The following is a 26,434-nucleotide window of genomic DNA, read 5'->3' as shown; positions in this document are numbered from 1 at the left end:
ATGATGCATTTGAGAAGGGAGACTATATATGGCAAAAGTAAATTATAAAAGAAGTATTTGGCTAGTGATCGTTATCGCGTTAGTGATGACAACTTTATATATAAAGTTCTTCCAAGATTCCAATGAGCAGATTCCTCCCAAACACAATCTTGAAAAGACTGGTGCTGGAGCTGTAATCGATTTTACAGATGCGACTAAAAAAATACATATTGCTGTTGACTCGGTTTTAGCGAAGAATGGATTCTCCGTAGGAGAAACGAAGGAGATCACAAAAGAAGTTCCACGAAAAAATATTGAAGGAACCATTCGTTGGCATACAAGGCAATTGTTAATAACAGTCCCGGCAGAGGCATCAGCTGAATCGATAAAAGAGATTTTTAAATCCGCAGTACATAATGCGGATGGTCAAGTCTTTTCTTCTCAGCCGGATACTTACCAAGGAGTAGCTGTGGTTCGAATTGATATTGGCTTAAAAGATCAATTAGCAAAAGAAGATGTTACGATCATCAGTGATCGAGTATATCTGACCCAAGGGAAGCCAATTAGTCCAAAGACTGCAAATAAAATAGACACCAAATATGATGGAAGCATCAAAGGAAAAATAGCGATCATCATTGATGACTTTGGCTATAATAAAGAATCAATTGCTGCTTTTGCTGCGTTGAATCGTCCGATTACTTTTGCTGTAATACCCTATCGTCCATTTAGTAATGAGGCTGCAGCGATAGGCTTAAGTTCGGGGAACCAAGTTATTTTGCATTTGCCGATGGAACCATTATCACAAAGTGCACAATCGGAAGAGTTGATGGTTGCCGTCAATATGAGTGATGAAGAAATCCAAAACATGGTGAAACAAGCAATTCAATCGGTACCTGGAATCATTGGGGTTAATAATCACCAAGGATCGAGAGCTACAGCAGATCGACGGGTGATGAAGGATGTACTTGCCGTTTTGAAGGAAAATCATTTATTTTTTGTTGATAGTCGTACCAATAGTCAATCAATAGCAGCTGAGATCGCGAGGCAAATGGGAATAAAGACAGGAGAAAATGAATTATTTCTTGACAATACAGACGAGGTAGGTGCTGTTAAAGCCAAATTACGAACGGCTCAAGAGATGGCAATCAAACATGGTACAGTAACCGTTATCGGACATGCCCGGATGAATACTGCTATAGCAGTGAAGGAAATGATACCGGAATTTGAATCTCAAGGGATACATTTGGTTTTTGTTTCTCAATTTTTGCAATGAGGAAATTCATACGAACTTTATAAGATCTGTTATAAATACCCAAAAGAAAAAAGCTTGCTAATTTAGAATGACCATGTTATTATTTAGTCAAGCACCATCCTTACAAGTGACTTAGGTAATGCAAAGAGTATTGGAATCCAAATTCCCAGTCTTAGCAGTTAGTTAGTCGGTTTGAGGTAGAGTGTTTTTTGTTTTAAAATTTCTAAGTATGTAAGATAAGATTTGTAAGAGTTGATTTCTATATGGTAAGGTTAATAAATGAGTAGTTCGTCCTGAAAGGTTGATGTTGAGGTTTGTCTTTAAGTGAAATAGAATGTAAGGATGGTTGCTTTTTGAGAGAAGGTTAAAAACCTTCTCTCTTTATTTTTTTAGAGATATTTCTGGGTTGTGACAGAGTTAAATAAAAACGCTTATCAAAGAGGATTCTCGCTGGTAGGCGGTTTTCTTATAAAATCGGAAGAAGCTAATATTAGCCACAATTTTCATAAAATTATTGGCACAAATACAATATGAATGCTTGACAGTTATACCTGATTTCAGGTAATATATATGCAAGCACGATAATGATAATTGGTATCATTTCATGAAAGGGAGAGAACAATATGAGCAAGGTTCTGAGTGAGTTTTTGCCAGGAGAAAAGGGGACTGTAAAAAAAGTAACAGGCAATAGTATGATTAAAAGACGTATTATTGATATGGGTGTTGTAGCAGGTGCTGTAATCGAAGTGCAGAAATATGCACCTTTGGGAGATCCTATGGAAGTCAAAGTAAAAGGCTTTAATCTTTCTTTACGAAAGAAAGAAGCTGAAATGATAGAAATGGAAACGGCTTAAGTAAAGGGAGAGATTTCAACATGCCATTGGTATTTGCTAGAGTAGGTCAAAAATGTATAATTAGAAAATTTTCCTGTTCTTGTGACATACGTATGCGCATGGTGAACATGGGGCTTTTCCCCGGATGTCCCATAGAAATATTGAATTCGATGAATGGAACCCTGCTGCTGAAAGTAGGTAGTGCTAGGGTAATGTTAGAAAAATGTTTAGCTCATCAAATTCACGTGAGCTAATATATATCTTATAGGTGATAATGAGAATTAATTCCTAATAGTTTAGTGTTTGATTGAAAGGGGCATGAGGATGACAAGAAAAAAAATAACAGCTGCGTTAGTTGGCAATCCAAATTCAGGTAAAACGACGATTTTTAATAATGTGACTGGAGGACGCCAGCATGTAGGTAATTATCCTGGCGTTACGGTTGAGAAAAAAGAAGGCTATAAAAACTTAGGCGATAAAGAATTTGCAATTATAGATTTACCAGGAACTTATAGCTTAACTGCATATTCACAAGAAGAAGTTGTAACGCGTAATTTTATTGTAAATGATAAGCCCGATGTGGTAATTGATATTCTGGATGCATCAAATTTGGAAAGAAATTTGTATTTAACCATACAACTTTTAGAACTGGAGCATCCTTTATTATTAGCATTAAACATGGTGGATGTAGCTGAAGATTTAGGTGTAAAAATTAATGATTCTAAACTTTCCCAGTGTTTGAACGGTGCTCCCGTTGTACGTACGATAGGTGTACGTAATGAAGGAACCGATGCAATGCTGCTGGCTGCTGCAGAAGCCAGTGACAACAAACAAAGTAATGGTTTTAAGCTTGACTATGGAAGTGATGTTGAAGAGGCGATTAAAAAGTTAGAACCTTTATTGGTAGCCTTACATAATGAAATCAAATTTCCTGTACGTTGGTTAGCTTTAAAACTGTTAGAAAATGATGTGAATATAGAAAAATCTCTTGCTAAGTTATCGAGCTCTGATTCTGTTATCAATGAATGTGATAAAATCAGGATTGAATTAAGTCATAAAATAGGTGAAGATGTTGAATTGTTTGTTGCTGGTCAACGTTATCAATTTGTAGGAAAGGTATACCTACAGATTGCAGATGTCAGAGATGCACATGCGATAACAACTTCAGATAAAATCGACAAAGTTCTAACAAACCGATTGTTTGGATTGCCAATCTTTTTTGGTTTGATGTGGGTTGTTTTTAATTTAGTATTTACCATTGGTGATATTCCTTCCGGGTGGATTGAAGACGCATTTGGCAAGCTTGGCGAATTTATAGGAAGTGTTATGTCAGATGGTCCTTTAAAATCCTTGGTTGTTGATGGTATCATCGGAGGTGTAGGCGGAGTTCTTACTTTCATACCAGGCATTATACTACTGTTTTTAGCGATTTCCATATTGGAAGATACGGGATATATGGCTAGAGCAGCTTTCATTATGGATAGAATGATGCGCAAGTTCGGTTTACATGGTAAGTCCTTTATCCCTTTATTGCTAGGATTTGGTTGTAGTGTACCAGCAATTATGGGTTCTAGGATGTTAGAGAATCCTAGAGATCGAATGATTACCATATTGGTTTCCCCTCTTATGAGCTGCAGTGCAAAGTTACCGGTATATACCGTTTTAATAGCTGCTTTTTTTGATCCGAGTGTTGCTGGTAATGTATTATTTTCAATTTACATTTTAGGAATTGTACTGTTGATGATTATGGCGAGTATTTATCGTAAAACCTTATTCAAAGGCGAAAGTGAACCTTTCGTTATGGAATTACCTCCATACCGTGTACCTACGCTTAAAAGTATAATCCTTCATATGTGGGAACGTAGTTCTTTGTATTTGAAAAAAGCAGGAACGATAATTTTAGCAGCTTCTATATTAATGTGGTTCTTGACTAATTATCCTAGTGAGGTAGAATATAGTAAAGACTATGATGCTTTAACAGTACAAGCTGAAGAAACATATACTCGACAAGTTAGCGAAGATGTATTAGCACCACTAAATATTGAAGATATTGAACAAAATGAACAACTTACAGCTTTAGTTGGTGAAATTCAGGATGTTAATACGGAATTTGACGAAGCTACAGCAGAATTAGGAGAAGATAGTGCAGAGTATGCTGAGTTTGAAACTGCAAAAACAGAAAAAATGCAGCAAATTGAAACCGATAACCCAGAACTATATGCCAGTGCTGCAAAATATGTTGAGCTTACTGCTTCTTTGGAAGAAGAAAAGACTCATTTGGAAAATGAACAAACGGGTGAAAAGCTTGAAAAAAGTTATTCGGGGCAATTGGGTAAATTTGTTGAACCTGTCATACAGCCTCTTGGCTTTGACTGGCGAGTTGGTGTTAGTCTTGTTGCCGGTGTCACAGCTAAGGAAGTAGTGCTAAGTACGATGGGAACAATTTATAGCTTGGGAGAGACAGATGAAAATTCTAAATCTCTAAAACATGCACTAGCACAAGATCCTAATTTAAATCCGCTAGTCGCTTACAGTCTAATGGTATTTGTACTAATCTACTCTCCATGTTTAGCTGCTCTTGCAGTAATGAAGAGAGAAACCAATTCATGGAAATGGCCAGCATTTAGCTTGCTTTATGGGACAGCTTTGGCTTGGGTTGTGACATTTATCGTATACCAAGGTGGTAAATTATTAGGCTTTGGTAGTTAGTTTAACAATTAGTATTGGTTTGTTGGTTTGCACTGGTTCACTTAGTGCAAACCCAAACCTTATCAATATAATCTTAGTTTAAGTGATGCTAAAAAGGAGGAATTTGAGATGGAAAACCTGATACTATACAGCATTGGTGCAGTGGCATTAGGTTATTTTGCTCTAACAGTGTGGAAAAAAGTAACTGGAAAAGGAGGAGCATGTTGTAGTTCAGAGAGTTGTAATGACTGCGGATGTACAGATAAGAAAGATGATGATAAATAGGCTAAGTGGATGAAGATAGCTTTAGGCTAACTTTATTTTTTAAACAATTAATGAGAATGATAATCAATAACGGGTAGTCGATAATAAATAAAATGAAGAGGGGATATTAATATGTCTATTGTTGTAATTGGAGCCGATTATTTAGGAATTATTGAAAAGAATCTGTATTCGCTAGGGGTAACTAAATTGACGCATATTGATGGAAGGCGAGTCTCAAATCAAAATAAAATCAGCATCCCTAAGAAAACCCAGTTTGTATTAGTATTAACTGATTATGTGAATCATAATACTGCTAAAATGGTAAAAGCCGTCGCTAAAGCGCAGGATGTACCGTTGGTGTTTGCCAAACGTTCTTGGGGGTCTGTTGAAGAAAAGTTAGTTTCTGCAGGTGTAATGAATTAATCAGTATTATTATTTTTACAAGGTGGAATGGATATGTGTTGGAAAGAATTTTTGCAAGTTCAAGGTAGTAAGAATGATGCTGACTTTTTCTTTAAGTGGCTGGCTGTGGAATTAGCCCCGACAATTTATGGTGAAAAACCAGGTACATTGCTTAATCTAATGGATTCCTCCAAAATTTTTATGAAGACAATGTGGCTTCAATATGGTGAAGCGTTATTAGCAAATAGTAATGTGGAGTGGCTGGTACTTAAAAATGAGCCCCATAGCATGAAAATACTTTTTTATCGTGTTGATTTATTAAACAGTTATGTTAATGATGAAGAAAATCGACGCTTTTTAGAAGGATTCGGTTATCATACAAGCATGAGTTTAGAAGATCTTTTGCTATATTTTAAAGGGCGTTTTCAATCCATGTGCCCTCACGAAATGGGAATTCTATTGGGAATACCTTTAAAAGATGTTATGGGATTTATGGGCACGGGTAAAGAAGGTCATACCTGTCAGGGGATGTGGAAAGTATATGGTGATCCTGAAACCTCACTAAGTATCATGCAGCGGATGGAAGAGATGAAAAGTCAAGTTGCTGATTGGATGATGCAAGGTTACAAAGTGACTGATGTGTTGTGCGGTCCTTGTTCGCAAACTGCTTAAATCTCTTTCTCATTCCCCAGCTTAGTGAAAGATATATAATAAAAGGAGTTTTTGACATAAAAAATATTTTTATCTTTACATTATAGTAAGAATAAAGTTATAATCTGTAAGTCGATATTAGGGCTTTATTCTTACTATAAATTGAGGTTTGTATTTAATAATGATGATGCTATGTGAAAAGAAATCAGCGATAAAAGCTGGTTTTTTATTGGTTTTAGTCTTTTTAGGTTTATTATTTGTACATGTTGTAGGAGTCAGTCGCCTGACGCCTGAATCGATTCGTAATGTAGTAGTATCTTTTGGTTGGTGGGGACCTGTAATGTACGTTTTTATGTATAGTATCAGACCCTTGCTTTTATTTCCTGCCATTGTCCTCACGTTGGCTGGCGGCTTGGCTTTTGGCCCTTGGTGGGGTACTTTTTATGTTGTAGTTGGTGGAGTAATAGGTGCATGTTTGTGCTTTGTAATAGCTCGCTTATTAGGGCGTAAAAAAATGCAAAAATACCTAAGTAAATTTTCGCACTTACAGCTATTTGAGAGCAAGATGGCGGCTAATGGCTTTCGTACCATGCTATTTATGCGAATCGTACCTATTTTCCCTTATGATCCAGTCAGTTACTTAGCTGGATTATCTAAAATTCGCTTTCGTGACTATGTCTCGGCCACTACCCTTGGGATGATTCCTGGTGCCTTTGCCTATAATGTTTTAGGATATTCTCTTTTGGATATATTTTCTTCCACCTTTTTATTTGGAATTGCCTTGGTAGCTCTTGTTTTTTTTACTCCGCTGGCCTATCATTTACTTAATAAAAATAGAAGGGTTTGACTTTTGGGCAAGCCCTTCTATTTTTATTAATAACTTGCTATTCAATTATCAATAAATAAGGTAAAATATAAAGTGGAAAAATTGTAGCAGTATAAGAAATAGCACTGGAGGACTTATCATGACAGAACTTTCTAAACCGACTTATGTTGTCGGGCATCGCAATCCAGATACAGATTCCATATGCTCGGCAATTGGTTATGCTTATTTTCAGCAAGTTAGAGGGGTAAATGCTGTAGCGGCCAGAGTTGGAAAAATAAATAGCGAAACAAAGTTTGTTTTAGAAACGCTAGGGTTTACCCCGCCGGAACTGATTACGGATTTATATCCAAGAGTAAAGGATATTATGCAGTCAGAAGTAGTAACGGCGGGTCCTAAAGATACATTGCGGGACTTAGGACGCATTATGAGACAACATAAGGTGAAATCAGTGCCTGTTGTAGATGAAAAGCGTTTCATGACGGGCGTTGTAACCGTAGGTGATTTAGCGAATTTATATTTTGATGAATTGCAAATGCAGGATTTAAGCCAAGCAGGTGTAGATTTTGCTGGTGTGTTAAAGGCTTTAGAAGGTAAATTACTCTGTGGAGATAACTTAGAACGTAAAGTAGCAGGTAGAGTGCATATTGCAGCTGGAAGCCACAGTTTAATACAAAAATTTGTTAGTGCGAATGATATTGTATTGGTAGGGGACCGCAAGAATGCACAATTAACCTGTTTAGATTGTAGTATTTCCTGCCTGGTAGTTACAGGCAATGTTAAGGTGGATGAAGAAGTAATTCAAAAAGCAGCCGGATTAGGTATTTTGGTTATTGCATCGGCTCATGATACCTACACTTGTGCCCGTTTAATAAACCAAAGTATTCCGTTAGAAATGGTCATGCGCAAAGAAGTAATTACCTTTAAACCTACTGATTTAGTCACCGATATTAAAAAAATAGTTGCTGATACTAATTATCGAGTATATCCAGTTGTAGAAAATGGAAAATTAGTCGGAGCTATTCATCGTGATAAATTAATTGTGCAGGAGCGGACAAAAGTAATTCTTGTAGATCATAATGAAAGCGGGCAGGCCGTTGAAGGAATTGAAGAAGCCCAAATCATAGAGATCATTGACCATCACCGCTTAGGCGGCCTGCAAACGAGTGAACCGATCTTTATCCGACATGAGCCTGTTGGCTGCACGGCTACGATTGTTGCTAACATGTACTGGCATCGTAATATAACCATACCGCAAAATATTGCAGGTCTATTATTAGCGGCTATTTTATCTGATACGGTTCTATTTAAGTCACCAACCTGCACTGAGAAGGATCAAAGGACTGCTCGTCAATTAGCAGAACTTGCTCAATTAGATGTTTTTGAGTTTGGGATGAGTATATTAAAAGCAGGAGCTAGTATTAAGGGCATGTCAACGGCTGATATTATTGCCAATGACATTAAGGAATTTCAGATTGGCGATTATCGGATGACGATTGGACAAATATCTGTTATGGATGCTGATGAAGTTCTATCGATAAAAGAAGAATTGCAGCAGAGTATGGAAGCACTGCGTCAGAAGGAAAACTATGATATGGTTTTATTAATGGTTACAGATATTTTGAATGAAGGCACTCATTTAGTATACATTGGGCAGCCTGTTAGTTTGTTAAAGCAAGCCTTTGGCAGCGAGGGTAAGGATCGAGTTTTGTATCTCCCGGGTGTTATGTCGCGAAAGAAGCAGATTATTCCACCCATGTCAGAAGCCGCAAGAATATAGCTCAACGGTTTGGCTATAAATAGATTATAGAAGAGCTTAATATGCTCTATATAATCTATTTTTTTTATAATTAACAGGAACTATTGTAATTTTGCCGAATTAATTAAGGTTATTAAAAACTCAAAAGTTGTGTTACTACGGAGGAAATTATGCAAAATATTATCGCTGGCTTAAATCCCATGCAAAGGGAAGCAGTTTTACATACCAATGGACCGCTACTCATTATGGCGGGTGCAGGATCTGGTAAGACCAAGGTATTAACTTGTCGCATTGCCTATCTTTTGGAACAAGGTGTAGCACCTTATAATATTTTAGCCATCACTTTTACGAATAAAGCTGCTGCAGAAATGAAAGAGCGCGTGCATACTATGGTCGGTGCTCAATCCAAAGATATTTGGCTTAGTACGTTTCATGCTTTTTGTGCTAAATTTCTGCGTATGGAGATTAGCGGAATGGCTGGTTATAAAAGTAATTTTGTAATTTATGATACATCCGATACCCAGTCTCTCGTTAAGAGTTGTTTAAAACAATTAAATCTGGATGATAAGCAGTTTCAGCCAAGCAGTGTTCTAGCTACCATATCCAATGCTAAGAATGCCTTACAAGATGAACAGCAATTCACATCCTTATCCAGTAATTTTCATGAACAAAAAATAGCAGAGATTTACCAGTTATACCAACAGAAATTGCGTACTAACAATGCATTGGATTTTGATGATCTGCTCATGCTGTCGGTGAGACTCTTACAGAATAATGAAGAGGTTTTGGCAAAATACCAACGTAAATTCCACTATATTATGATTGATGAATACCAAGATACAAACAGGGCCCAATACTTGTTGGCAGGTATGCTGGCGGATAAGCATCGCAATCTTTGTGTTGTAGGTGATGCGGATCAGAGTATCTATGGCTGGCGGGGAGCGGATATTCGTAATATTTTAGATTTTGAAAAAGATTATCCAGAAGCCAAGATGATTACCTTAGAGCAAAATTATCGTTCGACTCAAGTGATTTTAGATGCTGCTAACGCTGTAATTGAGCACAATAGCTCCCGGAAGCCGAAGGAATTGTGGACGCAAAATCCTCAAGGTGAACTGATTACTCACTATTTAGCTCACCATGAGAAGGATGAAGCCCAGTTCATTGGGGATACTATTACTAAGCTAAATACAGTGTATCGTACGTCTTATGGTGACGTTGCAATATTATATCGCACCAATACCCAGTCTAGGGCTATTGAAGAAGCTTTCATGCAGGCTGGTATTCCTTATGTGATTGTAGGCGGGTTAAAATTTTATGATCGTAAAGAAATCAAAGATATCTTAGCTTATTTGCGGGTTATTTTTAATCCGGCAGATAGTGTCAGTCTTTTGCGAATTATCAACGTGCCCAGGAGGGGACTTGGAGATACTACGATTAGCCGCTTAACAGCTTATGCTGCAGAGAATAATATGACATTGTTTGATGTGGTGAGTAATCCTGAATTAGTACCAGGACTTACTGCAAGAGCAAAAGCTCCGTTAGAATTTTTGGCGGAACTGATTTTTAACTTAATGGCTCAAGTACATTCTTTGTCTGTTGTAGAATTAGTGAACAAAGTAATGCATGACTCTGGTTATGTAGAGGAGTTGCAAAAGAGTACGGATTTGCAAGATGAAAATAGGCTGGACAATTTAAAAGAGTTTCTAAGTGTTGCAAAGGAGTTTGCCAAGAGTGACGGGGAAGAAACCTTAGAACGGTTCTTAGAGCAGGTTGCTTTGGTAGCTGACATTGATAATGCTGAAATATCAGAAGCCCGTGTTACACTTATGACACTGCACTCTGCAAAAGGATTGGAATTTCCAGTTGTTTTTATGGCTGGTATGGAAGAAGGGCTTTTCCCTCATTCACGCACATTAATGAATGAAGAAGAAATTGAAGAAGAACGGCGAATTTGCTATGTAGGTATTACAAGAGCCCGCCGCAAATTATATATGACCAATGCCCGCATGCGCACCATTTATGGCAGGACGCAAATGTTTCCTTTATCCCGGTTCTTGAGCGAAATTCCGAGTGCCATGGTGGAAAAATATTCAGGCAGGCAAAATCATTATGGTTTTGCCAGTAATGGAAGTAAGGCGACCATCAATCCGCCTGCTTCGACCTCATCCGTTGTACAAAGTCCCTTACGAGCTCCTATTATGAAAGCTCATCCTCAAAAAGGGCAAAGCAGTGGTGCTTGGAAAGTCGCTGATAAGGCTCAGCATACAAAGTGGGGAATTGGTACTGTAATTGAAGTGAAGGGGAGTGGAGACAGCCAGGAACTTAAAATTGCGTTTCCTGGCCTTGGCATCAAACTTGTCGTTGCGAATATGGCGCCGATTACCAAAGTGTAATAGAGAAGGAATATTAAGCCTTAGGCTGCGTGTTAGAGCAGCTTGGTATAAAAAGATACTTTTATGACAATATAAGAAAGCTGCAGTCTATGCTGCAGCTTTCCTGATTCTAATTTGGGAGTGATCAAAGTCGTGGAAAAAAAGCTAGATGATATACAGGAAATTCAAAACAAAATCATCCAGTTGCGTGAACAACTCCATTATCATAACTATCGTTACTATGTTCTTGATGATCCTGAAATTGGGGACCGAGAATTTGATCTGTTAATGCGTAGTTTAATCGAGCTGGAATCATCCTATCCCCAGTTGATCACGGCGGATTCTCCTACCCAGCGAGTGGGTGGTATGGTTGCAGGCGGTTTTAAGCGTGTAAATCATGCTACACCCATGCGTAGTTTAGGAAATTGCTTTTCTGCAGATGAATTACTGGCTTTTCATAATCGAGTGCAAAGTGGTCTGGGAGAAGAGCAGGGTATTGAATATGTAGTGGAGCTAAAGATTGATGGCTTAGCAATTAATTTAACTTATGAAAATGGTCATCTAGTGAGTGGTGTTACCCGGGGCGATGGTACCCAGGGAGAAGATGTGACTACGAATATTCGAACCATTAAATCAATACCTTTAATGCTGCGTGGTGATCATGTTGGGATTCCTTCTTTTCTAGAGGTCCGTGGTGAAATATATATGCCCAGTAAGGAATTTGAGCGTTTAAATCATGAACGAGAAGAAGCAGGCGAAGCATTATTAGCAAATCCGCGTAATGCTGCTGCAGGGTCCTTGCGTCAGCTTGACCCTAAGGTGACAGCCAATCGAGCCTTAGATATCTTTGTCTACGGCGTTGGTACTTATACAGGTATTGAATTAACTACACATGGACAAGTGCTAGGATATCTCAATCAACTAGGACTAAAAATCAACCCTCATTATAAGATATTTAATCAGATCGAAGATGTGATTGCCTACTGTACGGGTTTTGCTGAAAAGCGTCATGAACTTCCTTACGAGATTGATGGGATGGTCATAAAGGTAAATGATTTAAGCAGTCAGCAAATCTTAGGTTATACAGCTAAAGATCCGAGATGGGCGATTGCTTATAAATTTCCAGCGGAGCAAGCGATTACTGTGGTAGAAGATATTTTTGTAGGGCTTGGACGGACGGGAGTATTGACGCCAACAGCAATTCTTCGCCCTGTAAGAGTAGCGGGTTCCACCATTAGCCGAGCGACCTTACATAACCAGGATTATATAGAAGAAAAAGATATTCGTATTGGAGATACGGTAATTATTCATAAGGCAGGAGAAGTCATTCCGAAAGTTGTTTCAGTGGTAATGGAGAAACGTACTGGAGCACAGATCCCCTTTGTTATGCCAGAGGAATGTCCTGAATGCAAAGGCAAAGTAATAAGGCAAGAGGGGGAGTCTGCTCACAAGTGTACAAACCCCCACTGTCCTGCACTTTTTCGAGAAGGCTTGATTCACTTTGTATCTCGTGATGCTATGAATATTGATGGCTTGGGTCCAGCGGTATTAAATGCCTTAGTAGATACTGGTCTTGTTAAAGATGTGGCAGACTTGTATCAATTAGAAATGGAACAAGTCCTTACAGTACCCCGAATGGGTAAAAAGTCAGCAGAAAATCTGCTGACTGCTATTGAAAACAGCAAACAGGCAGGATTGTCCAGATTATTATTTGCTTTAGGCATTCGTCACGTTGGTGTAAAAGCTGCCGGAATCGTAGCACGGCGTTATGGTAATATGGAGGATTTAAAGCAAGCTTCAGTAGAAGAACTGCTGGAACTAGATGAAGTAGGTACTAAAATTGCAGAAAGCATTGTTGCGTATTTTGCTGCTGAAGAAAATTTAGAGCTGGTTGCTAGACTTGAAACTGCTGGCTTAAACATGATAGAAGAAAAACAAACAATTACGGAAAATCAGCTTTTTTCAGGGAAAACGTTTGTATTAACAGGAACCTTAGAAAAAATGAGTCGCAATCAGGCATCTGACATCATTCAAAAATTAGGCGGTAAAGTATCCGGCTCAGTTAGTAAAAAAACGAATTATGTGGTTGCTGGCGCAGAAGCAGGCAGTAAGCTTGATAAGGCTCAGCAGTTAGGGGTAGAAGTGCTAGAGGAAGAAGATTTTCTAAGAATGGTTGGGGATGGCAAATAAATTAAGAATAGTGAAAAGGAATATTAGGACTTATTGGAGAATTGCATTAGAATAAAAGTACGTAATTTGTTCCAATGATTTTTCAAGTGAAAAGGAGTCAAAGAATATGCCTATAAAAATCCCCAATAATTTGCCAGCTGTAAATATTCTTGAGAAAGAAAATATTTTTACAATGGATGAGGATCGTGCCTATGCGCAAGATATACGTCCACTTCGAATATTACTATTAAATTTGATGCCGACGAAAATTGTTACAGAGACACAATTACTCCGGTTATTGGGGAATTCACCCCTACAGGTAGAATTTGATTTCATCTACACAGCAACCTATGAACCTAAAAATACACCTCATGAACATCTCGTTAAATTCTATGAAACTTTTGCTGACGTGAAAGATCGTAAGTATGATGGCATGATCATTACTGGCGCGCCAGTGGAAAAAATGCCTTATGAGGAAGTTGTCTACTGGAATGAGTTGTGTGAAATTATGGATTGGAGTAGAAAGAATGTTTATTCTACCTTGCATATTTGCTGGGGAGCTCAAGCTGCTTTGTATCATTATTATGGTATTCCTAAACATGACTTACCTCAAAAATTATTTGGTGTGTTTCCTCACACTGTAAATATGAAAGAAAAAATGTTATTTCGGGGCTTTGATGAAGTTTTTTATGTTCCTCATTCCAGACATACAGATATAAAAAAAGAAGATGTGGAGAAGGTGCCCCAATTATCCATCCTGTCTGAGTCAGAAGAGGCGGGTGTTTATGCAGTCATTGACAAAACCTATCGGCATTTATTTATTACGGGTCATGCTGAATATGATGTATTAACTCTTAAAACAGAATATGATCGTGATGTGGCAGAAGGGTTGCCTATTAATATTCCAGTCAATTATTATCCCAATGATGATCCTCAAAAAACACCAATCGTGCGTTGGCGCAGTGCAGCCAATTTACTGTTTTCCAATTGGCTTAATTATTATGTATATCAAGGAACTCCTTTTGATTTGAATCGCTTAAGTGAAGATGAATTGCGTGGTATTGATGGGGATGGGATTTAACTAAAATCCTTTCTACATATTTGTCCGCTGCGAACTAATGAGAAAAACTAGAGGCTATATTCCATTCATAATGGAATATAGCCTCTAGTTTTCAGTATGAGTCATTATGGTATGACTACTACCGTATTCTTATTTAATAATCGTTATTGTACCTTCTTTGCGCGGTGCAGGAGTTGGTATTTCGCCAGCATTGTAGCCAAATGCTCCGGAAGCAACGGGTGTGCTTTTTGTTGACCTTTTTTCAGGATCATTCAATGAAAATCAGTAGTTAAGAGGTAAAAGAACCCTTAGACTAAAAAATTCTATAGTAATAATGTTTGCAAGGAATTGCATATCTATAATATAGATTTCATCTATTCGAAAGCCTCTAAGAAATTGTTTCTAAATATCTTTTACTACTGTAGGATAGTCTCTCGGAAAGTGCCATTTAGGACGGAAAAGATGAGCGCATAACTAAGGCTTCAACCTGCTACTTAATCCACGCTTTATGCTCATTTGCTAGTTTACGGCTATATATGGTTTTTCTCCGAGAGTACGCTTGTAAATTAAGGGGAGGGGCAATTTTATGAAAAGTTTTGACTTTGCAAGTCTTATACAACAAGACCGGGAAGCAAAGACGCATCGACAGTTTGATGGTGTGCTTCTTGATTATCTGGCAATCATTAAGGAAAATCCTAAGGTAGTCATGCTGGCGCATCAGCGCATGTATGATTTGCTGATTGCTGCTGGCGTAGAAACAGTAAAAACGGAAGAGCATCCACGTTTAAAACGAATCTATGGCAATGATCTATTAAAGCGCTACACATATTTTAAAAATGATTTTTATGGCATCGATAAGACACTCATGAAAATTATGCGTTATTTTCATTCTGCAGCGATGAAAGGAGAAGAATCTAGGCAAGTCCTCTATTTTGTTGGGCCTGTCGGTGCGGGCAAGTCTTCTATAATGGAAGCCTTGAAGCGAATGCTGGAAATGAGCCATTCTATTTATATCATAAAGGATTGTCCAATGCGGGAAGAGCCGCTTCACTTGATTCCGAAACACCTTCGTCCCAAATTTGAAGAGCTGTTAGGTGTAAAAATTGAAGGTGATCTTTGCCCTGTTTGCCGCTATCGTTTAAAAAATGAATACCACGGTGAGTTTGAGCGCTTTCCAGTAGAAACTGCAGAGTTTTCCATTCGGTCCCGTAAAGGGATAGGTACAGTACCTCCAGTTGACCCCAATAATCAAGATACTTCCGTGTTGATTGGATCTGTTGATATTTCTAAAATGGATTTATATCCTGAAGATGATCCTAGAGTATTGTCATTAAACGGAGCTTTCAATGTAGGAAATCGGGGATTGGTTGAGTTTATTGAAGTCTTTAAGAATGATGTGGAATATTTGCATACGATGATTACCGCTACTCAAGAAAAGTCCATACCGTCGCCAGGCAAGGGCTCTATGATTTATTTTGATGGCATCATTTTAGCTCACTCGAATGAAGCGGAATGGAATAAATTTAAATCTGATCATACGAATGAAGCGATTTTAGACAGAATTGTTAAAGTTGAAGTTCCCTATTGCCTGGAGCTGGATGAAGAAGTAAAGATTTATCAGAAAATTTTAAGAAGCAGCAGTTTCGATGCTCATATTGCACCTCATACGATTGAAATGGCATCCATGTTTGCCATTTTAACTCGATTGAGTCCGTCAGCCAAAGTAGACCCATTAACAAAATTGAAACTATATAATGGCGAGGAAATTGTAGAAAAAGGTTCTACAAAGAAAATTGATATTTTTGAACTCAGGGATGAAGCGCAGCGAGAAGGTATGACGGGGATTTCTACTCGCTTCATTATGAAGGCTGTAGATGTTGCCCTATCGGAATCAGAAAATAATTGTATTAACCCCATTAGTATTTTAGATACTTTAACTAAAGCAGTTAAGGAATTGGCCATTGCTGAAGATGATAAAAAACGGTATTTAGTTTTTTTACAAGATACCATTAAAAAAGAGTATCATAAGATTCTGGAGAAAGAAATTACACGAGCCTTTATACATGGATATAGTGAACAAGCGGAAAGCTTATTTAATAACTATTTGGATCATGCGGAGGCTTTTGCTAATTCAACTAAGATAAAAGATAAGAATACAGGCGAGGAGCTAGAACCTGATCTTAAGTTTCTTCAGTCAATCGAAGAACAGGTTGGTATTTATAGTACTGCGGCACCTGGTTTTCGTCAGGACGTGACTGCTTATATGTTCTCCGTCTTGCGTAATGGCGGCAAAATTGATTATCAGTGTTATGAACCGTTAAAAGAGGCCATTGAAAAGAAATTAACGGTAGCCGTTAAAGAAATTTCACGTATTATTACGAAGGCGAGAGTACGGGATAAAGAACAAGATACCAAATATAATGTTATGGGTGAGGAATTAAAAGCGAATGGTTATTGTGACCATTGTTGTAATGTCATCTTGAAATATGCGGCCAATAATCTTTGGAAGGACTAAGGGGTTGGTAGGAGGGAGATGACAAGTAGTGGCTATCTTTAAGGATGGGAATACGAATAGTTCAGATCGTTCGGCATGGGACCGCAAAAGACATCGTCAACTAGTGGAAGAAAGCATAAAAAAGAATTTAGGTGATATTATTGCCGAGGAAAGTATTATTGGGCAAAGCAAGGATAAAAAAATAAAAATTCCCATAAGAGGAATTAAAGAATATCAATTCATTTACGGAAAGAATGCCGGTGGCACAGGTTCTGGGGAAGGGCAGGAAGCAAAGGGGCAGGTTATTGGCAAGGCGAATGGTCAGCCAGGGCAGCAGCCAGGACAGGGGCAAGCTGGTAATAATCCCGGTGAAGACGTTTACGAGACAGAAATAACCATAGAGGAACTTACTAGTTATCTTTTCGATGATTTACAATTACCGGATATGGAAAGGAAAAAGTTCGCGCAAATCGAGTCAGAACGCAAATTTAAGCGTTCAAGCTTTCAGCGCAAAGGGATTCCACCCCATTTAAATAAGAAAAGAACGTTGGCAGAAAAAATTAAACGTCAAAAAATGGCGCAGCGGGATAAATATAATAATGAGGAAAACGAATCTCCGGAACGTATACCTTTTCATGAAAATGACTTGCGCTATTGCCGCATAAAAGAAGATACCCGCAGGCATTCCAATGCGGTAGTGATTTGTATCATGGATACATCTGGATCAATGGATCAAACCAAGAAATATTTAGCGCGCAGTTTTTATTTTTTGCTGTACCAATTTGTACGCTGGAAGTATGAACATGTTGAGGTAGCATTTATCGCTCATACGACCACTGCTCAAGAAGTGAATGAACAAGAGTTTTTCCATCGAGGCGAGACTGGAGGAACCTATATCAGCAGTGGGTATGAAAAAGCGTTAGAAATTATTGAACAGCGTTATAATCCAGCCATCTGGAATATTTATATCTTTCACTGCTCAGATGGTGATAACTGGGGTGAAGATAATGCTAAAGCTGTTGCTTTAGTGAACCAGCTTTGTACGATCAGCAATTTATTTGGGTATGGAGAAATAACAACCAGTAGCATGTATGGGAGTGCCATTAGCAAAGAATATGAAAAACAAATACACTTGGATAATTTTATTATGGTTATGATGGGCGATAAAACAGATATTTGGCCAGCATTTAAGAAGATCTTAGATACGGAATCTGCATCCGGAGGTAACAGCTGATGGCAGCCTATAGCTTAGACGAATTAGAATACTGGAATGATAAAATTGAAAAGTTAGTATGGGATGCAGGATTAGATTGTTATGAACAGCATTTTGAAATATGCAGTTATGAGGATATGTTGTGTTATGAGGCATACGTAGGTATGCCTTCCCATTATCCTCACTGGAGCTTTGGTAAGGCTTATGAAAGGCAAAAAACTTTTTATAAATACAATCTTGTTGGATTACCCTATGAAATGGTGATTAACTCCGATCCTTGCATTGCTTATTTAATGCGGGATAATACCTTGCTCATTCATATTTTGACCATGGCCCACGTATACGGGCATAATGATTTTTTTAAGAATAATCGTCTATTTAAACGGGATACACGGGCCAAGCTGGAGATGGAAATGTTTAAGGCTCATGCGAATCGTGTCAGGGAATATATACAAGATCCCAGCATCGGTCCAGATAAGGTAGAGCGTATTTTGGATGCGGCACACGGACTTAAATTTCAAACGTGCCGGCATGGCGAAAGAAAGCAAATTCCTGAGGAAGAGGAAGGAACTGTGCCAGAGCGGCTAAAAGATGATTTATTAGCATTTCTGGCAGAGAAAGGAAAGCTGGTTGAATGGGAACGTGATTTAATTCATATCGTACGGGAAGAGACTATGTACTTTATTCCCCAATTGGAAACTAAGATTATGAATGAAGGATGGGCCAGCTACTGGCATTATCAAATTTTAAATCAACTTGAGTTGCCACAGGGACTTCACTTGGAATTTTTACAACGCCATCATTTGGTGATACGTCCTCATCAAGGGCAGATTAATCCTTATTTTCTGGGCTTTAAGATGTTTGAATACTTGGATCAGCAGCCTGGCGGGCGAGAGAAGATTATGGCCATACGGTCTGAGGATCGGGATCAGTCTTTTATACGCCGTTATTTAAACCAGGAGTTGTGTGAAAAGCTGCATTTGTTCTCCTATGGCATACAAGGTGAAGATATAGTTGTAACAGAAGTTTCGAATGAAGAAGGCTGGAAAACAGTACGAGACAATTTGGCTAATGCCGTTGGCTTAGGGAGTATACCTATTATTAGACCTGTGGGGGTGGAAAATGGTACCTTACTATTAGAGCATGTTTGTGATCAACGAGAATTGGAATTAAACTATGCCCAGGAAACCGTCAAATATGTTGTTGATCTTTGGGGCGGAAAAGTTGATTTGCGAGTCAAGATCGATAATAATCCTAAAATCATTAGTTGTAGTGAAGGTAAAATAGTGAATGTACATGATTGAGAAAGACAAAGATTGCTGCAACGTCGATTCTGCGTTGCAGCAATCTTTGTCTGTAAGTGAAAGAATATAAGATGTGATGAACCACAAAGGAGTGCGCAAAATAGGAACCCTTTGTGTACTTTGCGTCTTTGTGGTTCGATTGTTGTACATTCTGATTGTCATTTCAAATTCTCATAATCCTCGCATCTTCGCGGTTTGAAATGTTTTATTTTTGAATTTCTCTTAAACATGGTATAATATAGTTTATTATGAAATTTCTTAACAATACTAAGTTTGGATGGTGAGATTGTGAAGATTACATGTAAAGATGTAGCGAATGTTGCTTTATTGTCACGACTGGAATTTTCCGAGAGTGAGCTTGAAACATTTACTGGACAGATGGATGCTATTTTAGAATATGCAGATGTTTTAAATAAGCTAAATGTTGATAATGTACAGCCTACTGCTCATGTGTTGCCGCTAAGAAATGTAATGCGGGCAGATGAAGCAAAGCCATCGCTGCCTCGGGAATTAGCATTGTCAAATGCGCCTGAACAGGAAGATGGTTATTTTAAAGTTCCTAAGATCATGGAAGGATAAGGAGGATAAGCATGGAGTTATTTAAACATACAGCGAGTCAATTGCATGAAAAATTAGTAGCAAAAGAAATATCAGCTGTAGAATTAACAAAGGCTGTGCTAGGGCGGGTTGATGCTGTCGATAAAAATGTACAAGCCTATATTACTCGAACGAGTGAGACTGCTTTGGCTCAGGCTCAGGCAGTGGATAGTAAAATTCAGCGTGGTGAGAAGGTTTCTGTGCTTGCTGGTATTCCAGGAGCTCTGAAAGATAATATATGCACCAAAGGAATAAAAACAACTTGTGCTTCAAAAATATTGGCAACTTTTGTACCTCCTTATGATGCAACCGTTGCTGAAAAATTAGCGGCAGAAGACGCTGTTATCCTTGGTAAAGCTAACATGGATGAGTTTGCTATGGGCGGTTCTACAGAAAATTCAGGATTTTTTCCTACTCACAATCCTTGGAATCTGGAAACGGTACCAGGTGGTTCTAGTGGTGGCTCGGCAGCCGCTGTTGCAGCGGGAGAAGCAATTTGGGCATTGGGGTCCGATACAGGTGGTTCGATCCGCCAACCAGCAGCCTATTGTGGTGTAGTTGGACTAAAACCCACATATGGTCGTGTATCCCGTTATGGACTGGTGGCATATGCTTCTTCCCTTGACCAAATTGGACCGATTACCCGTGATGTTACGGACAGTGCACATGTGATGAATATCATTTCCGGTTATGATGCCAAAGATTCGACTTCAATTAATACTGGTGTGCCTGATTATACAAAATCATTGGTAAACAATATTAAAGGTTTAAAGATCGGTCTTCCGAAAGAGTATTTTGTTGCTGGGATGGATGCTGAAGTAGAAAGAGCCATTAACAAGGCCATTGAACAATTAGTAGCTTTAGGTGCTGAATATAAAGAAATATCTATGCCCCATACGGAATATGCTTTGTCAGCTTACTATATGATTGCTCCGGCAGAAGCCAGTTCTAATTTGGCCCGTTATGATGGAGTGAGCTTTGGCCATCGAGTAGAAGGCAATGATATTATTGATATGTATAAGAAGACTCGCAGTGAAGCCTTTGGTGCGGAAGTAAAGCGCCGTATCATGCTTGGTACATATGCGTTGAGTTCTGGTTATTATGATGCGTATTACTTAAAAGCGTTGAAAGTTCGCACCTTGGTGAAACAGGATTTTGACAAGGCGTTTGAGCAAGTAGATGTATTGATTACACCGACGGCACCTACTACTGCTTTTAAATTGGGTGAAAAGACGAATGATCCCCTTGCCATGTACTTGCAGGATGTATGTACGATTCCTGTAAATTTGTCAGGAGTACCGGCGATTTCCATTCCATGTGGTTTTGCAGCTGGCATGCCTATTGGTATGCAAATCATCGGTAAGCCTCTGGGAGAAGAAACAATCATTCGCGCTGCCTATACATTTGAGCAGAATAATGATTACCACAAGGGCTTTGCAACCCTAGGGGAGGTTTAATCGATGGATTATGAAATAGTAATAGGGTTAGAAATTCATACAGAGCTAAAGACCAATTCAAAAATTTTCTGTGGATGCAGCACAAAATTTGGCTCAGAACAAAACACTAATGTTTGTCCAGTATGTTTGGGACTTCCTGGAGTTTTGCCAGTCATTAATGAGAAAGTAGTAGAATTTGCTATAAAAGCAGGGGTGGCTCTCAATTGTGAAATCCTGCCGTTTAGTAAGTTCGACCGTAAGAATTATTATTATCCTGATCTGCCGAAGAATTTTCAAACCTCTCAATATGACTTACCCATTGCAGTAAATGGGCATTTAGATATTGAGGTAAATGGAGAAACCAAACGTATTAATATTACGCGCATACATATGGAAGAAGATGCTGGAAAGCTGGTGCATTCAGGTGCGACGATCAGCAGTTCGGACTCTGCCTTGGTAGATTATAATCGTACAGGAGTACCATTATTAGAGATCGTTTCTGAACCAGATATTCGCTCCGCAGAAGAAGCCAGGGCGTATTTGGAAAAAGTAAAAGCCATTTTGGAATACTTAGATGTATCGGACTGCAAAATGGAAGAAGGCAGTTTGCGCTGCGATGCTAATATTTCCCTGCGGCCACATGGACAAGCTGCCCTTGGTACAAAAGCGGAAATTAAGAATCTCAATTCTTTCCGTTCCGTACAGCGTGGTATAGAGTATGAAGTGATTCGTCAGGAAGAAATACTAGACGATGGGGGAAGAGTGATTCAAGAAACACGTACTTGGGATGAAAATAAAGGGATCACTGCTTCTATGCGTAGTAAAGAACAGGCCCACGATTATCGGTACCTGCCAGAGCCTGATTTGGTGCCAATTGTGGTTGACCCAGCCAGAGTGGCCGAAATTCGTGCTAATTTGCCAGAACTGCCTGATGCTCGCAGGCAGCGTCTAATGAATGATTACGGCTTATCAGAATATGATGCTGGCATTATTACATCTAGTAAAGCGGTAGCTGATTATTTTGATCAAAGTGTGCAAAATAATGGAGATGCAAAAGTAGTAGCTAATTGGTTGATGGGGGAAGTATCTAAACACTTAAATAGTGAAGGCATAACCATTTTGGACTGCCCTGTTTCACCTAAACAATTGACTGAACTGCTTACTCTAATTGAAAAGGGAACAATTTCTAATAAAATAGCCAAAACTGTATTTGAAGAAATGTGGACCAGCCGCAAAGATGCAGAAGTGATTGTCAAAGAAAAAGGGCTGGTGCAAATTTCCGATAGTAGCGAGATTGTTGCCATTGTAGAAAGTGTAATCGCAGCAAACCCTCAATCCGTAGCTGATTTTAAAGCAGGTAAAGACAAGGCCATAGGATTTTTAGTCGGACAAATTATGAAACAAACAAAGGGACGAGCGAATCCGGATATGGTAAATACCTTACTGCGTGAAAGATTATAATAAGATAGAGTGAAAATAGCTTTTCTGTCGATACCAAGGCAGGAAGGCTATTTTTTGTTTAAAAATTTCCAAGCATGAAAGATGATATGGACGTGCATAATGGTATTGATATGTCTTTCTAATTTAAGAGGTAGTATTATGCTAGAAAATAAAGCCCCTTGGAATCTCAAGGATGTTTTTTCGATTCATGTATTACGATTAATGGTAGGTTTATTCTTAGTAAGAGTTTTATATCCGATGATTTTTGTGGCGACACCTTTTGTCATAGAAGTGACCGATCGATTGGTGGTATTAGCGCTGGTTTGTTTAGTAGTCCGAAGGCATAATGGCAACTTCAAAGCACTAGGACTAACCTTTCAGAATTTTAACAGAAATTTATTCTATGGAATCGTTGTTGGTTTTATATTGCTAGGTGTGAGCATCTTTAGTGAAAGAATATATACGACAGTTCTTTTTCTCACACCTAGTCAGCATCCTTTAGTTGCCCAAGTTGAAAAAGCCATTTCATGGCGTGACCTAGCCTCCCCTTTATTCCTAGCTGGGGCATTAGCACCTTTGACAGAAGAAATACTATATCGATTGTTTACTTTTTTACCCATGAAAGAAAAATGGGGATTTTGGGGAGGAGCGATTGCTAGTTCCTTCGTTTTCGCACTTATGCATTTTAATTTGTATTGGCTTAGTGAAATGATTCTGGTTGGAGTGGGCTTATCCTATCTTTATTATAAGACAGGCTCACTCATTAGTTCGATTGCTGCCCATTCGGTGCTTAATACATCTAAAATTATTATGTTGTTTTTGGGGATATCATTTGTATAAAAGGAGATGAAAGTATGCCAAAATGTCAAAACTGTGGTAATATAAAAAGTTTCGGGGCTAGTCAGATTCCTCCCGCGGGTATGTATGCGAATGGTCCTTTATCAGGTATAATCGGAGAATTTAAAACAGATCGTGAACTGATGTGGGTTCATAGTTCAGGTGCCACCAAGTCCATGATTAATGCTGCATGCCATGAACCTCAAAAATTTTTTGACATATGTGTACAATGTGGTTATCAATCTGTTTTGTGGAGTGAAGAGGGCGAGTAACCTGCTCAGAAGATGAAGGAAAGGAAAAGTTAAGAGTGTAAAAGGGGTTTTTATGGAAATAGTCGAAGTATATCTTTAAAATGTGGAAAAAGGGAGCAGATATGATGACCAAATATCCTGAGCTGCCAGTAAATAAACTTCGTTTTACTTGTGATGAAAATTTATTTCATTTTGAAACTACAGCGAGTATATCTCCTCTTGATGTAATGATTGGACAAAAGCGTGCTGTTAAAGCGGTAGAATTTGGTTTGTTTGCAAAAAATCATGGATATAATATCTTTATCTCAGGTCTGGTAGGAACTGGTAAAATTACCTATGCGAAAGCGGCTGTTGCTAAAGTTGCCAAGGAACAGGAACGTCCAGGTGATTGGTGCTATGTGAATAATTTTAAAAATAGCAGCCAGCCTATCGCTTTATTATTGCCAGCAGGAATGGGTCATGTATTTTGCAAGGATATAGAAGGTTTAATTGAAGACATAAAAACAGAAGTTGGGAAAGTTTTTAGCAGCGATGATTATGAAAGTGCTAAAAATAATACCATAAAGTCATTTCAAGAAAGACGTACGCTGATTATTGACTCTTTTAACGAAAAAGCCAGTGAGAATGGAATATTGCCTCAATGGTCAACAACTGGTTTTGTCGGCATGCCGATGAAGGATGGAAAGACGCTGACTCCTGAGGAATTTCAAAGCCTGGAAAAAGAAGAAAGAGAAGCTACTGAGAAAAAAATATTGGCCGTTCATGAAAAAGCCATGGAAGTAGTAAGGCGCATGCAGGAATTAGAAAGAGAAATGCGGGAAGAAATCCGGAAATTGGATGGTAAGGTAGGTCTGTTTGCCGCTGGCAGCATGATTGATGAAGTGCGGCAGAAATATCAGGATCATAGTGCTGTCGTAGAATATTTAGAGGCTGTAAAAGAAGATGTTGTAAAAAATATTAATGATTTTAAGAACAGCAGTGGTGATGATGACCACAGCAATCCTCTTGCCTTTTTGAAAAAGAATACCCAAGATTCTATTCGAGATAAATACAAGGTCAACTTATTGGTTGATAATCGTGAACTAAAAGGTGCCCCGGTCATTGTAGAAGCGAACCCTACTTATTATAATTTAGTAGGCCGGGTAGAATATGAAACACGTATGGGCATGGTAAGTACGGACTTTACCATGATTAAAGCGGGAGCACTGCATAAAGCAAATGGAGGATACCTCATTTTGAATGTGCGGGATGTTTTAACTAACATCGGCGCATGGGAAGCCTTAAAACGGATTTTGAAAACACAAAAATTATTTGTAGAAAATCTGAGTGAACAATATGGGATGATGGCTATGGCGTCATTGAAACCTCAGCCTGTGCCCATTAATGTAAAGGTAATCTTAATTGGTAATCCTTATTTATATTATTTAATGTATAATTATGATGAAGACTTTTGTAAACTGTTTAAAATTCACGCTGACTTTGATACGCAAATGGATAGTAATATGGACAATGTGCAAAAAATGGCTGAGTTTATTAGTTCCGCAATTGAGAGTAAAAAGCTAAAACATTTTGATCGCTCTGCAGTAGCCAGAGTTGTGGAATATTCCTGTAGATTAGCAGGGAGTCAGAAAAAGTTGACTACTCGCTTTAGCGAAGTAGTAAAAATATTATGCGAAGCGGATATTTGGGCCACCATGAATCAAAATGATATTGTAACAGGAGAACATGTCAAACAAGCGATAGAAGAAAAAAAATATCGCAGCAATAAATATGAAGAACACTTGCAGGAAATGGTTGCTGATGGTAAACTCATGATTGATACGAAAGATAAAAAAATTGGTCAAGTGAACGGCTTAGCTGTGATGGCCGTTGGAGAGCATATGTTTGGAAAACCTTCTCGTATCACTGCCAATACTTATATGGGAAAGAGCGGTATTGTTAACATCGAGCGCGAAACCAAGATGAGCGGTACAAGTCATACCAAAGGTGTGTTGATTTTAAGTGGCTATATAGGACAAAAATATGCACAGAAGTATCCTTTGGCACTTACTGCAAGTTTAACCTTTGAACAACTCTACGGTGGTATTGATGGCGATAGTGCTTCTAGTACAGAACTATATGCGTTGTTGTCGAGTCTGGCAAGTGTTCCAATTAAACAATCGATTGCTGTTACAGGGTCGGTTAACCAAAAAGGTGAAGTCCAGCCCATTGGCGGGGTTACAGAGAAAATTGAAGGGTTTTTTAGCATCTGCAAAATGAGAGGCTTGACAGGTGAACAGGGTGTTATGATTCCTCACCAGAATGTAGATGAATTAGTACTCAATGATGAAGTCATTGAAGCGGTGAAACAGGGACAATTTCACATATATACGGTAAAAACAATCGATGAAGGCATCGAATTATTAACCGATGTACCAGCGGGTGAATGTCGTGTGGATGGAACCTATCCACCTGGCAGTATTCATTATTTAGTAACTCAAAAACTAAAAGAATATACGGATAGCTTTATTACGTTAAGTAAAGCTGCAGCTGATGCAAAACATTAATAAATTCTTTATTGATAGGGTGCCTTACTGGGCACTCTTTATTTCTGAATAAAAAGCTGGA

At 38.5% G+C, this 26,434-nt stretch carries 21 protein-coding genes; all 21 read left to right on the top strand.

What is annotated here, in order from left to right; translation table 11 throughout:
* The first annotated feature begins 28 nt into the window (after positions 1–28).
* Positions 29–1,252 (top strand): divergent polysaccharide deacetylase family protein, encoded by a 1,224-nt coding sequence (locus LMF89_RS07540; protein WP_229534507.1) that lies wholly within the window; start codon positions 29–31, stop codon positions 1,250–1,252.
* 602 nt (positions 1,253–1,854) lie between these two features.
* Positions 1,855–2,085 (top strand): FeoA family protein, encoded by a 231-nt coding sequence (locus LMF89_RS07545; protein ID WP_007931796.1) that lies wholly within the window; start codon positions 1,855–1,857, stop codon positions 2,083–2,085.
* Between the two features lie 20 nt (positions 2,086–2,105).
* A complete protein-coding gene (locus tag LMF89_RS07550) occupies positions 2,106–2,318 on the top strand; it encodes a FeoA family protein (protein ID WP_007957641.1) in 213 nt (70 codons plus the stop codon).
* Between the two features lie 70 nt (positions 2,319–2,388).
* Complete coding sequence (gene feoB / locus LMF89_RS07555; RefSeq protein WP_229534506.1) at positions 2,389–4,773, top strand: ferrous iron transport protein B; 2,385 nt, start codon at positions 2,389–2,391, stop codon at positions 4,771–4,773.
* Between the two features lie 108 nt (positions 4,774–4,881).
* Positions 4,882–5,037 (top strand): hypothetical protein, encoded by a 156-nt coding sequence (locus LMF89_RS07560; RefSeq protein WP_229534505.1) that lies wholly within the window; start codon positions 4,882–4,884, stop codon positions 5,035–5,037.
* A 111-nt stretch (positions 5,038–5,148) separates the two neighbouring features.
* Entirely contained in the window at positions 5,149–5,439 is a 291-nt protein-coding gene (locus LMF89_RS07565) for a DUF2325 domain-containing protein (protein WP_007931788.1), read from the top strand.
* 33 nt (positions 5,440–5,472) lie between these two features.
* Positions 5,473–6,090 carry a DUF3793 family protein gene (locus LMF89_RS07570; protein ID WP_229534504.1) on the top strand — a complete coding sequence of 206 codons (618 nt, stop codon included), beginning with the start codon at positions 5,473–5,475 and terminating at the stop codon, positions 6,088–6,090.
* A 160-nt stretch (positions 6,091–6,250) separates the two neighbouring features.
* A complete protein-coding gene (locus LMF89_RS07575) occupies positions 6,251–6,916 on the top strand; it encodes a TVP38/TMEM64 family protein (protein ID WP_229534503.1) in 666 nt (221 codons plus the stop codon).
* Positions 6,917–7,034: 118 nt separating this feature from the next.
* Positions 7,035–8,672 (top strand): putative manganese-dependent inorganic diphosphatase, encoded by a 1,638-nt coding sequence (locus tag LMF89_RS07580; protein ID WP_007957632.1) that lies wholly within the window; start codon positions 7,035–7,037, stop codon positions 8,670–8,672.
* A gap of 149 nt (positions 8,673–8,821) precedes the next feature.
* Complete coding sequence (gene pcrA, locus LMF89_RS07585) at positions 8,822–11,047, top strand: DNA helicase PcrA (RefSeq protein WP_229534502.1); 2,226 nt, start codon at positions 8,822–8,824, stop codon at positions 11,045–11,047.
* A gap of 132 nt (positions 11,048–11,179) precedes the next feature.
* Positions 11,180–13,216, top strand: coding sequence for an NAD-dependent DNA ligase LigA (gene ligA / locus LMF89_RS07590; RefSeq protein ID WP_229534501.1), 2,037 nt, complete (start codon positions 11,180–11,182; stop codon positions 13,214–13,216).
* A 106-nt stretch (positions 13,217–13,322) separates the two neighbouring features.
* Entirely contained in the window at positions 13,323–14,276 is a 954-nt protein-coding gene (metA, locus tag LMF89_RS07595; RefSeq protein ID WP_229534500.1) for a homoserine O-acetyltransferase MetA, read from the top strand.
* Between the two features lie 565 nt (positions 14,277–14,841).
* On the top strand, positions 14,842–16,770 hold the full coding sequence (locus LMF89_RS07600; RefSeq protein ID WP_007957628.1) for a PrkA family serine protein kinase: 1,929 nt from the start codon (positions 14,842–14,844) through the stop codon (positions 16,768–16,770).
* A 28-nt stretch (positions 16,771–16,798) separates the two neighbouring features.
* Positions 16,799–17,983, top strand: a complete 1,185-nt coding sequence (gene yhbH, locus LMF89_RS07605; protein ID WP_229534499.1) for a sporulation protein YhbH — start codon at positions 16,799–16,801, stop codon at positions 17,981–17,983.
* Positions 17,983–19,266, top strand: a complete 1,284-nt coding sequence (locus tag LMF89_RS07610; RefSeq protein ID WP_229534498.1) for a SpoVR family protein — start codon at positions 17,983–17,985, stop codon at positions 19,264–19,266. The genes yhbH and LMF89_RS07610 overlap by 1 nt, the downstream gene beginning before the upstream one ends.
* Positions 19,267–19,554: 288 nt before the next feature.
* On the top strand, positions 19,555–19,845 hold the full coding sequence (gene gatC / locus LMF89_RS07615; RefSeq protein ID WP_229534497.1) for an Asp-tRNA(Asn)/Glu-tRNA(Gln) amidotransferase subunit GatC: 291 nt from the start codon (positions 19,555–19,557) through the stop codon (positions 19,843–19,845).
* A gap of 11 nt (positions 19,846–19,856) precedes the next feature.
* On the top strand, positions 19,857–21,320 hold the full coding sequence (gatA, locus tag LMF89_RS07620; RefSeq protein ID WP_229534496.1) for an Asp-tRNA(Asn)/Glu-tRNA(Gln) amidotransferase subunit GatA: 1,464 nt from the start codon (positions 19,857–19,859) through the stop codon (positions 21,318–21,320).
* Between the two features lie 3 nt (positions 21,321–21,323).
* The gene (gatB, locus tag LMF89_RS07625; RefSeq protein WP_229534495.1) at positions 21,324–22,760 is read left to right on the top strand and encodes an Asp-tRNA(Asn)/Glu-tRNA(Gln) amidotransferase subunit GatB; all 1,437 of its coding nucleotides are present in this window, start codon (positions 21,324–21,326) and stop codon (positions 22,758–22,760) included.
* Between the two features lie 138 nt (positions 22,761–22,898).
* Positions 22,899–23,579, top strand: a complete 681-nt coding sequence (locus tag LMF89_RS07630) for a CPBP family intramembrane glutamic endopeptidase (protein WP_229534494.1) — start codon at positions 22,899–22,901, stop codon at positions 23,577–23,579.
* A gap of 14 nt (positions 23,580–23,593) precedes the next feature.
* Positions 23,594–23,848 carry a hypothetical protein gene (locus LMF89_RS07635; protein WP_007957622.1) on the top strand — a complete coding sequence of 85 codons (255 nt, stop codon included), beginning with the start codon at positions 23,594–23,596 and terminating at the stop codon, positions 23,846–23,848.
* A 101-nt stretch (positions 23,849–23,949) separates the two neighbouring features.
* Complete coding sequence (locus LMF89_RS07640) at positions 23,950–26,373, top strand: Lon protease family protein (protein WP_229534493.1); 2,424 nt, start codon at positions 23,950–23,952, stop codon at positions 26,371–26,373.
* The last annotated feature ends 61 nt before the right edge of the window (positions 26,374–26,434 follow it).

The organism is Pelosinus baikalensis, from assembly GCF_020819555.1.
Classification (GTDB): Bacteria; Bacillota; Negativicutes; order DSM-13327; family DSM-13327; genus Pelosinus; species Pelosinus baikalensis.
The sequence above is the reverse complement of the archived record's forward strand: the minus strand, read 5'-3'. Positions and strand labels throughout refer to the sequence as shown.

What these genes read in the sequence shown, in the direction of transcription:
- LMF89_RS07540 (WP_229534507.1), top strand. Translation starts at nt 29, where the DNA reads ATGGCAAAAGTAAATTATAAAAGAAGTATTTGGCTAGTGATCGTTATC.
- LMF89_RS07545 (WP_007931796.1), top strand. Translation starts at nt 1,855, where the DNA reads ATGAGCAAGGTTCTGAGTGAGTTTTTGCCAGGAGAAAAGGGGACTGTA.
- LMF89_RS07550 (WP_007957641.1), top strand. Translation starts at nt 2,106, where the DNA reads ATGCCATTGGTATTTGCTAGAGTAGGTCAAAAATGTATAATTAGAAAA.
- feoB (WP_229534506.1), top strand. Translation starts at nt 2,389, where the DNA reads ATGACAAGAAAAAAAATAACAGCTGCGTTAGTTGGCAATCCAAATTCA.
- LMF89_RS07560 (WP_229534505.1), top strand. Translation starts at nt 4,882, where the DNA reads ATGGAAAACCTGATACTATACAGCATTGGTGCAGTGGCATTAGGTTAT.
- LMF89_RS07565 (WP_007931788.1), top strand. Translation starts at nt 5,149, where the DNA reads ATGTCTATTGTTGTAATTGGAGCCGATTATTTAGGAATTATTGAAAAG.
- LMF89_RS07570 (WP_229534504.1), top strand. Translation starts at nt 5,473, where the DNA reads ATGTGTTGGAAAGAATTTTTGCAAGTTCAAGGTAGTAAGAATGATGCT.
- LMF89_RS07575 (WP_229534503.1), top strand. Translation starts at nt 6,251, where the DNA reads ATGATGATGCTATGTGAAAAGAAATCAGCGATAAAAGCTGGTTTTTTA.
- LMF89_RS07580 (WP_007957632.1), top strand. Translation starts at nt 7,035, where the DNA reads ATGACAGAACTTTCTAAACCGACTTATGTTGTCGGGCATCGCAATCCA.
- pcrA (WP_229534502.1), top strand. Translation starts at nt 8,822, where the DNA reads ATGCAAAATATTATCGCTGGCTTAAATCCCATGCAAAGGGAAGCAGTT.
- metA (WP_229534500.1), top strand. Translation starts at nt 13,323, where the DNA reads ATGCCTATAAAAATCCCCAATAATTTGCCAGCTGTAAATATTCTTGAG.
- LMF89_RS07600 (WP_007957628.1), top strand. Translation starts at nt 14,842, where the DNA reads ATGAAAAGTTTTGACTTTGCAAGTCTTATACAACAAGACCGGGAAGCA.
- LMF89_RS07610 (WP_229534498.1), top strand. Translation starts at nt 17,983, where the DNA reads ATGGCAGCCTATAGCTTAGACGAATTAGAATACTGGAATGATAAAATT.
- gatA (WP_229534496.1), top strand. Translation starts at nt 19,857, where the DNA reads ATGGAGTTATTTAAACATACAGCGAGTCAATTGCATGAAAAATTAGTA.
- gatB (WP_229534495.1), top strand. Translation starts at nt 21,324, where the DNA reads ATGGATTATGAAATAGTAATAGGGTTAGAAATTCATACAGAGCTAAAG.
- LMF89_RS07630 (WP_229534494.1), top strand. Translation starts at nt 22,899, where the DNA reads ATGCTAGAAAATAAAGCCCCTTGGAATCTCAAGGATGTTTTTTCGATT.
- LMF89_RS07635 (WP_007957622.1), top strand. Translation starts at nt 23,594, where the DNA reads ATGCCAAAATGTCAAAACTGTGGTAATATAAAAAGTTTCGGGGCTAGT.
- LMF89_RS07640 (WP_229534493.1), top strand. Translation starts at nt 23,950, where the DNA reads ATGATGACCAAATATCCTGAGCTGCCAGTAAATAAACTTCGTTTTACT.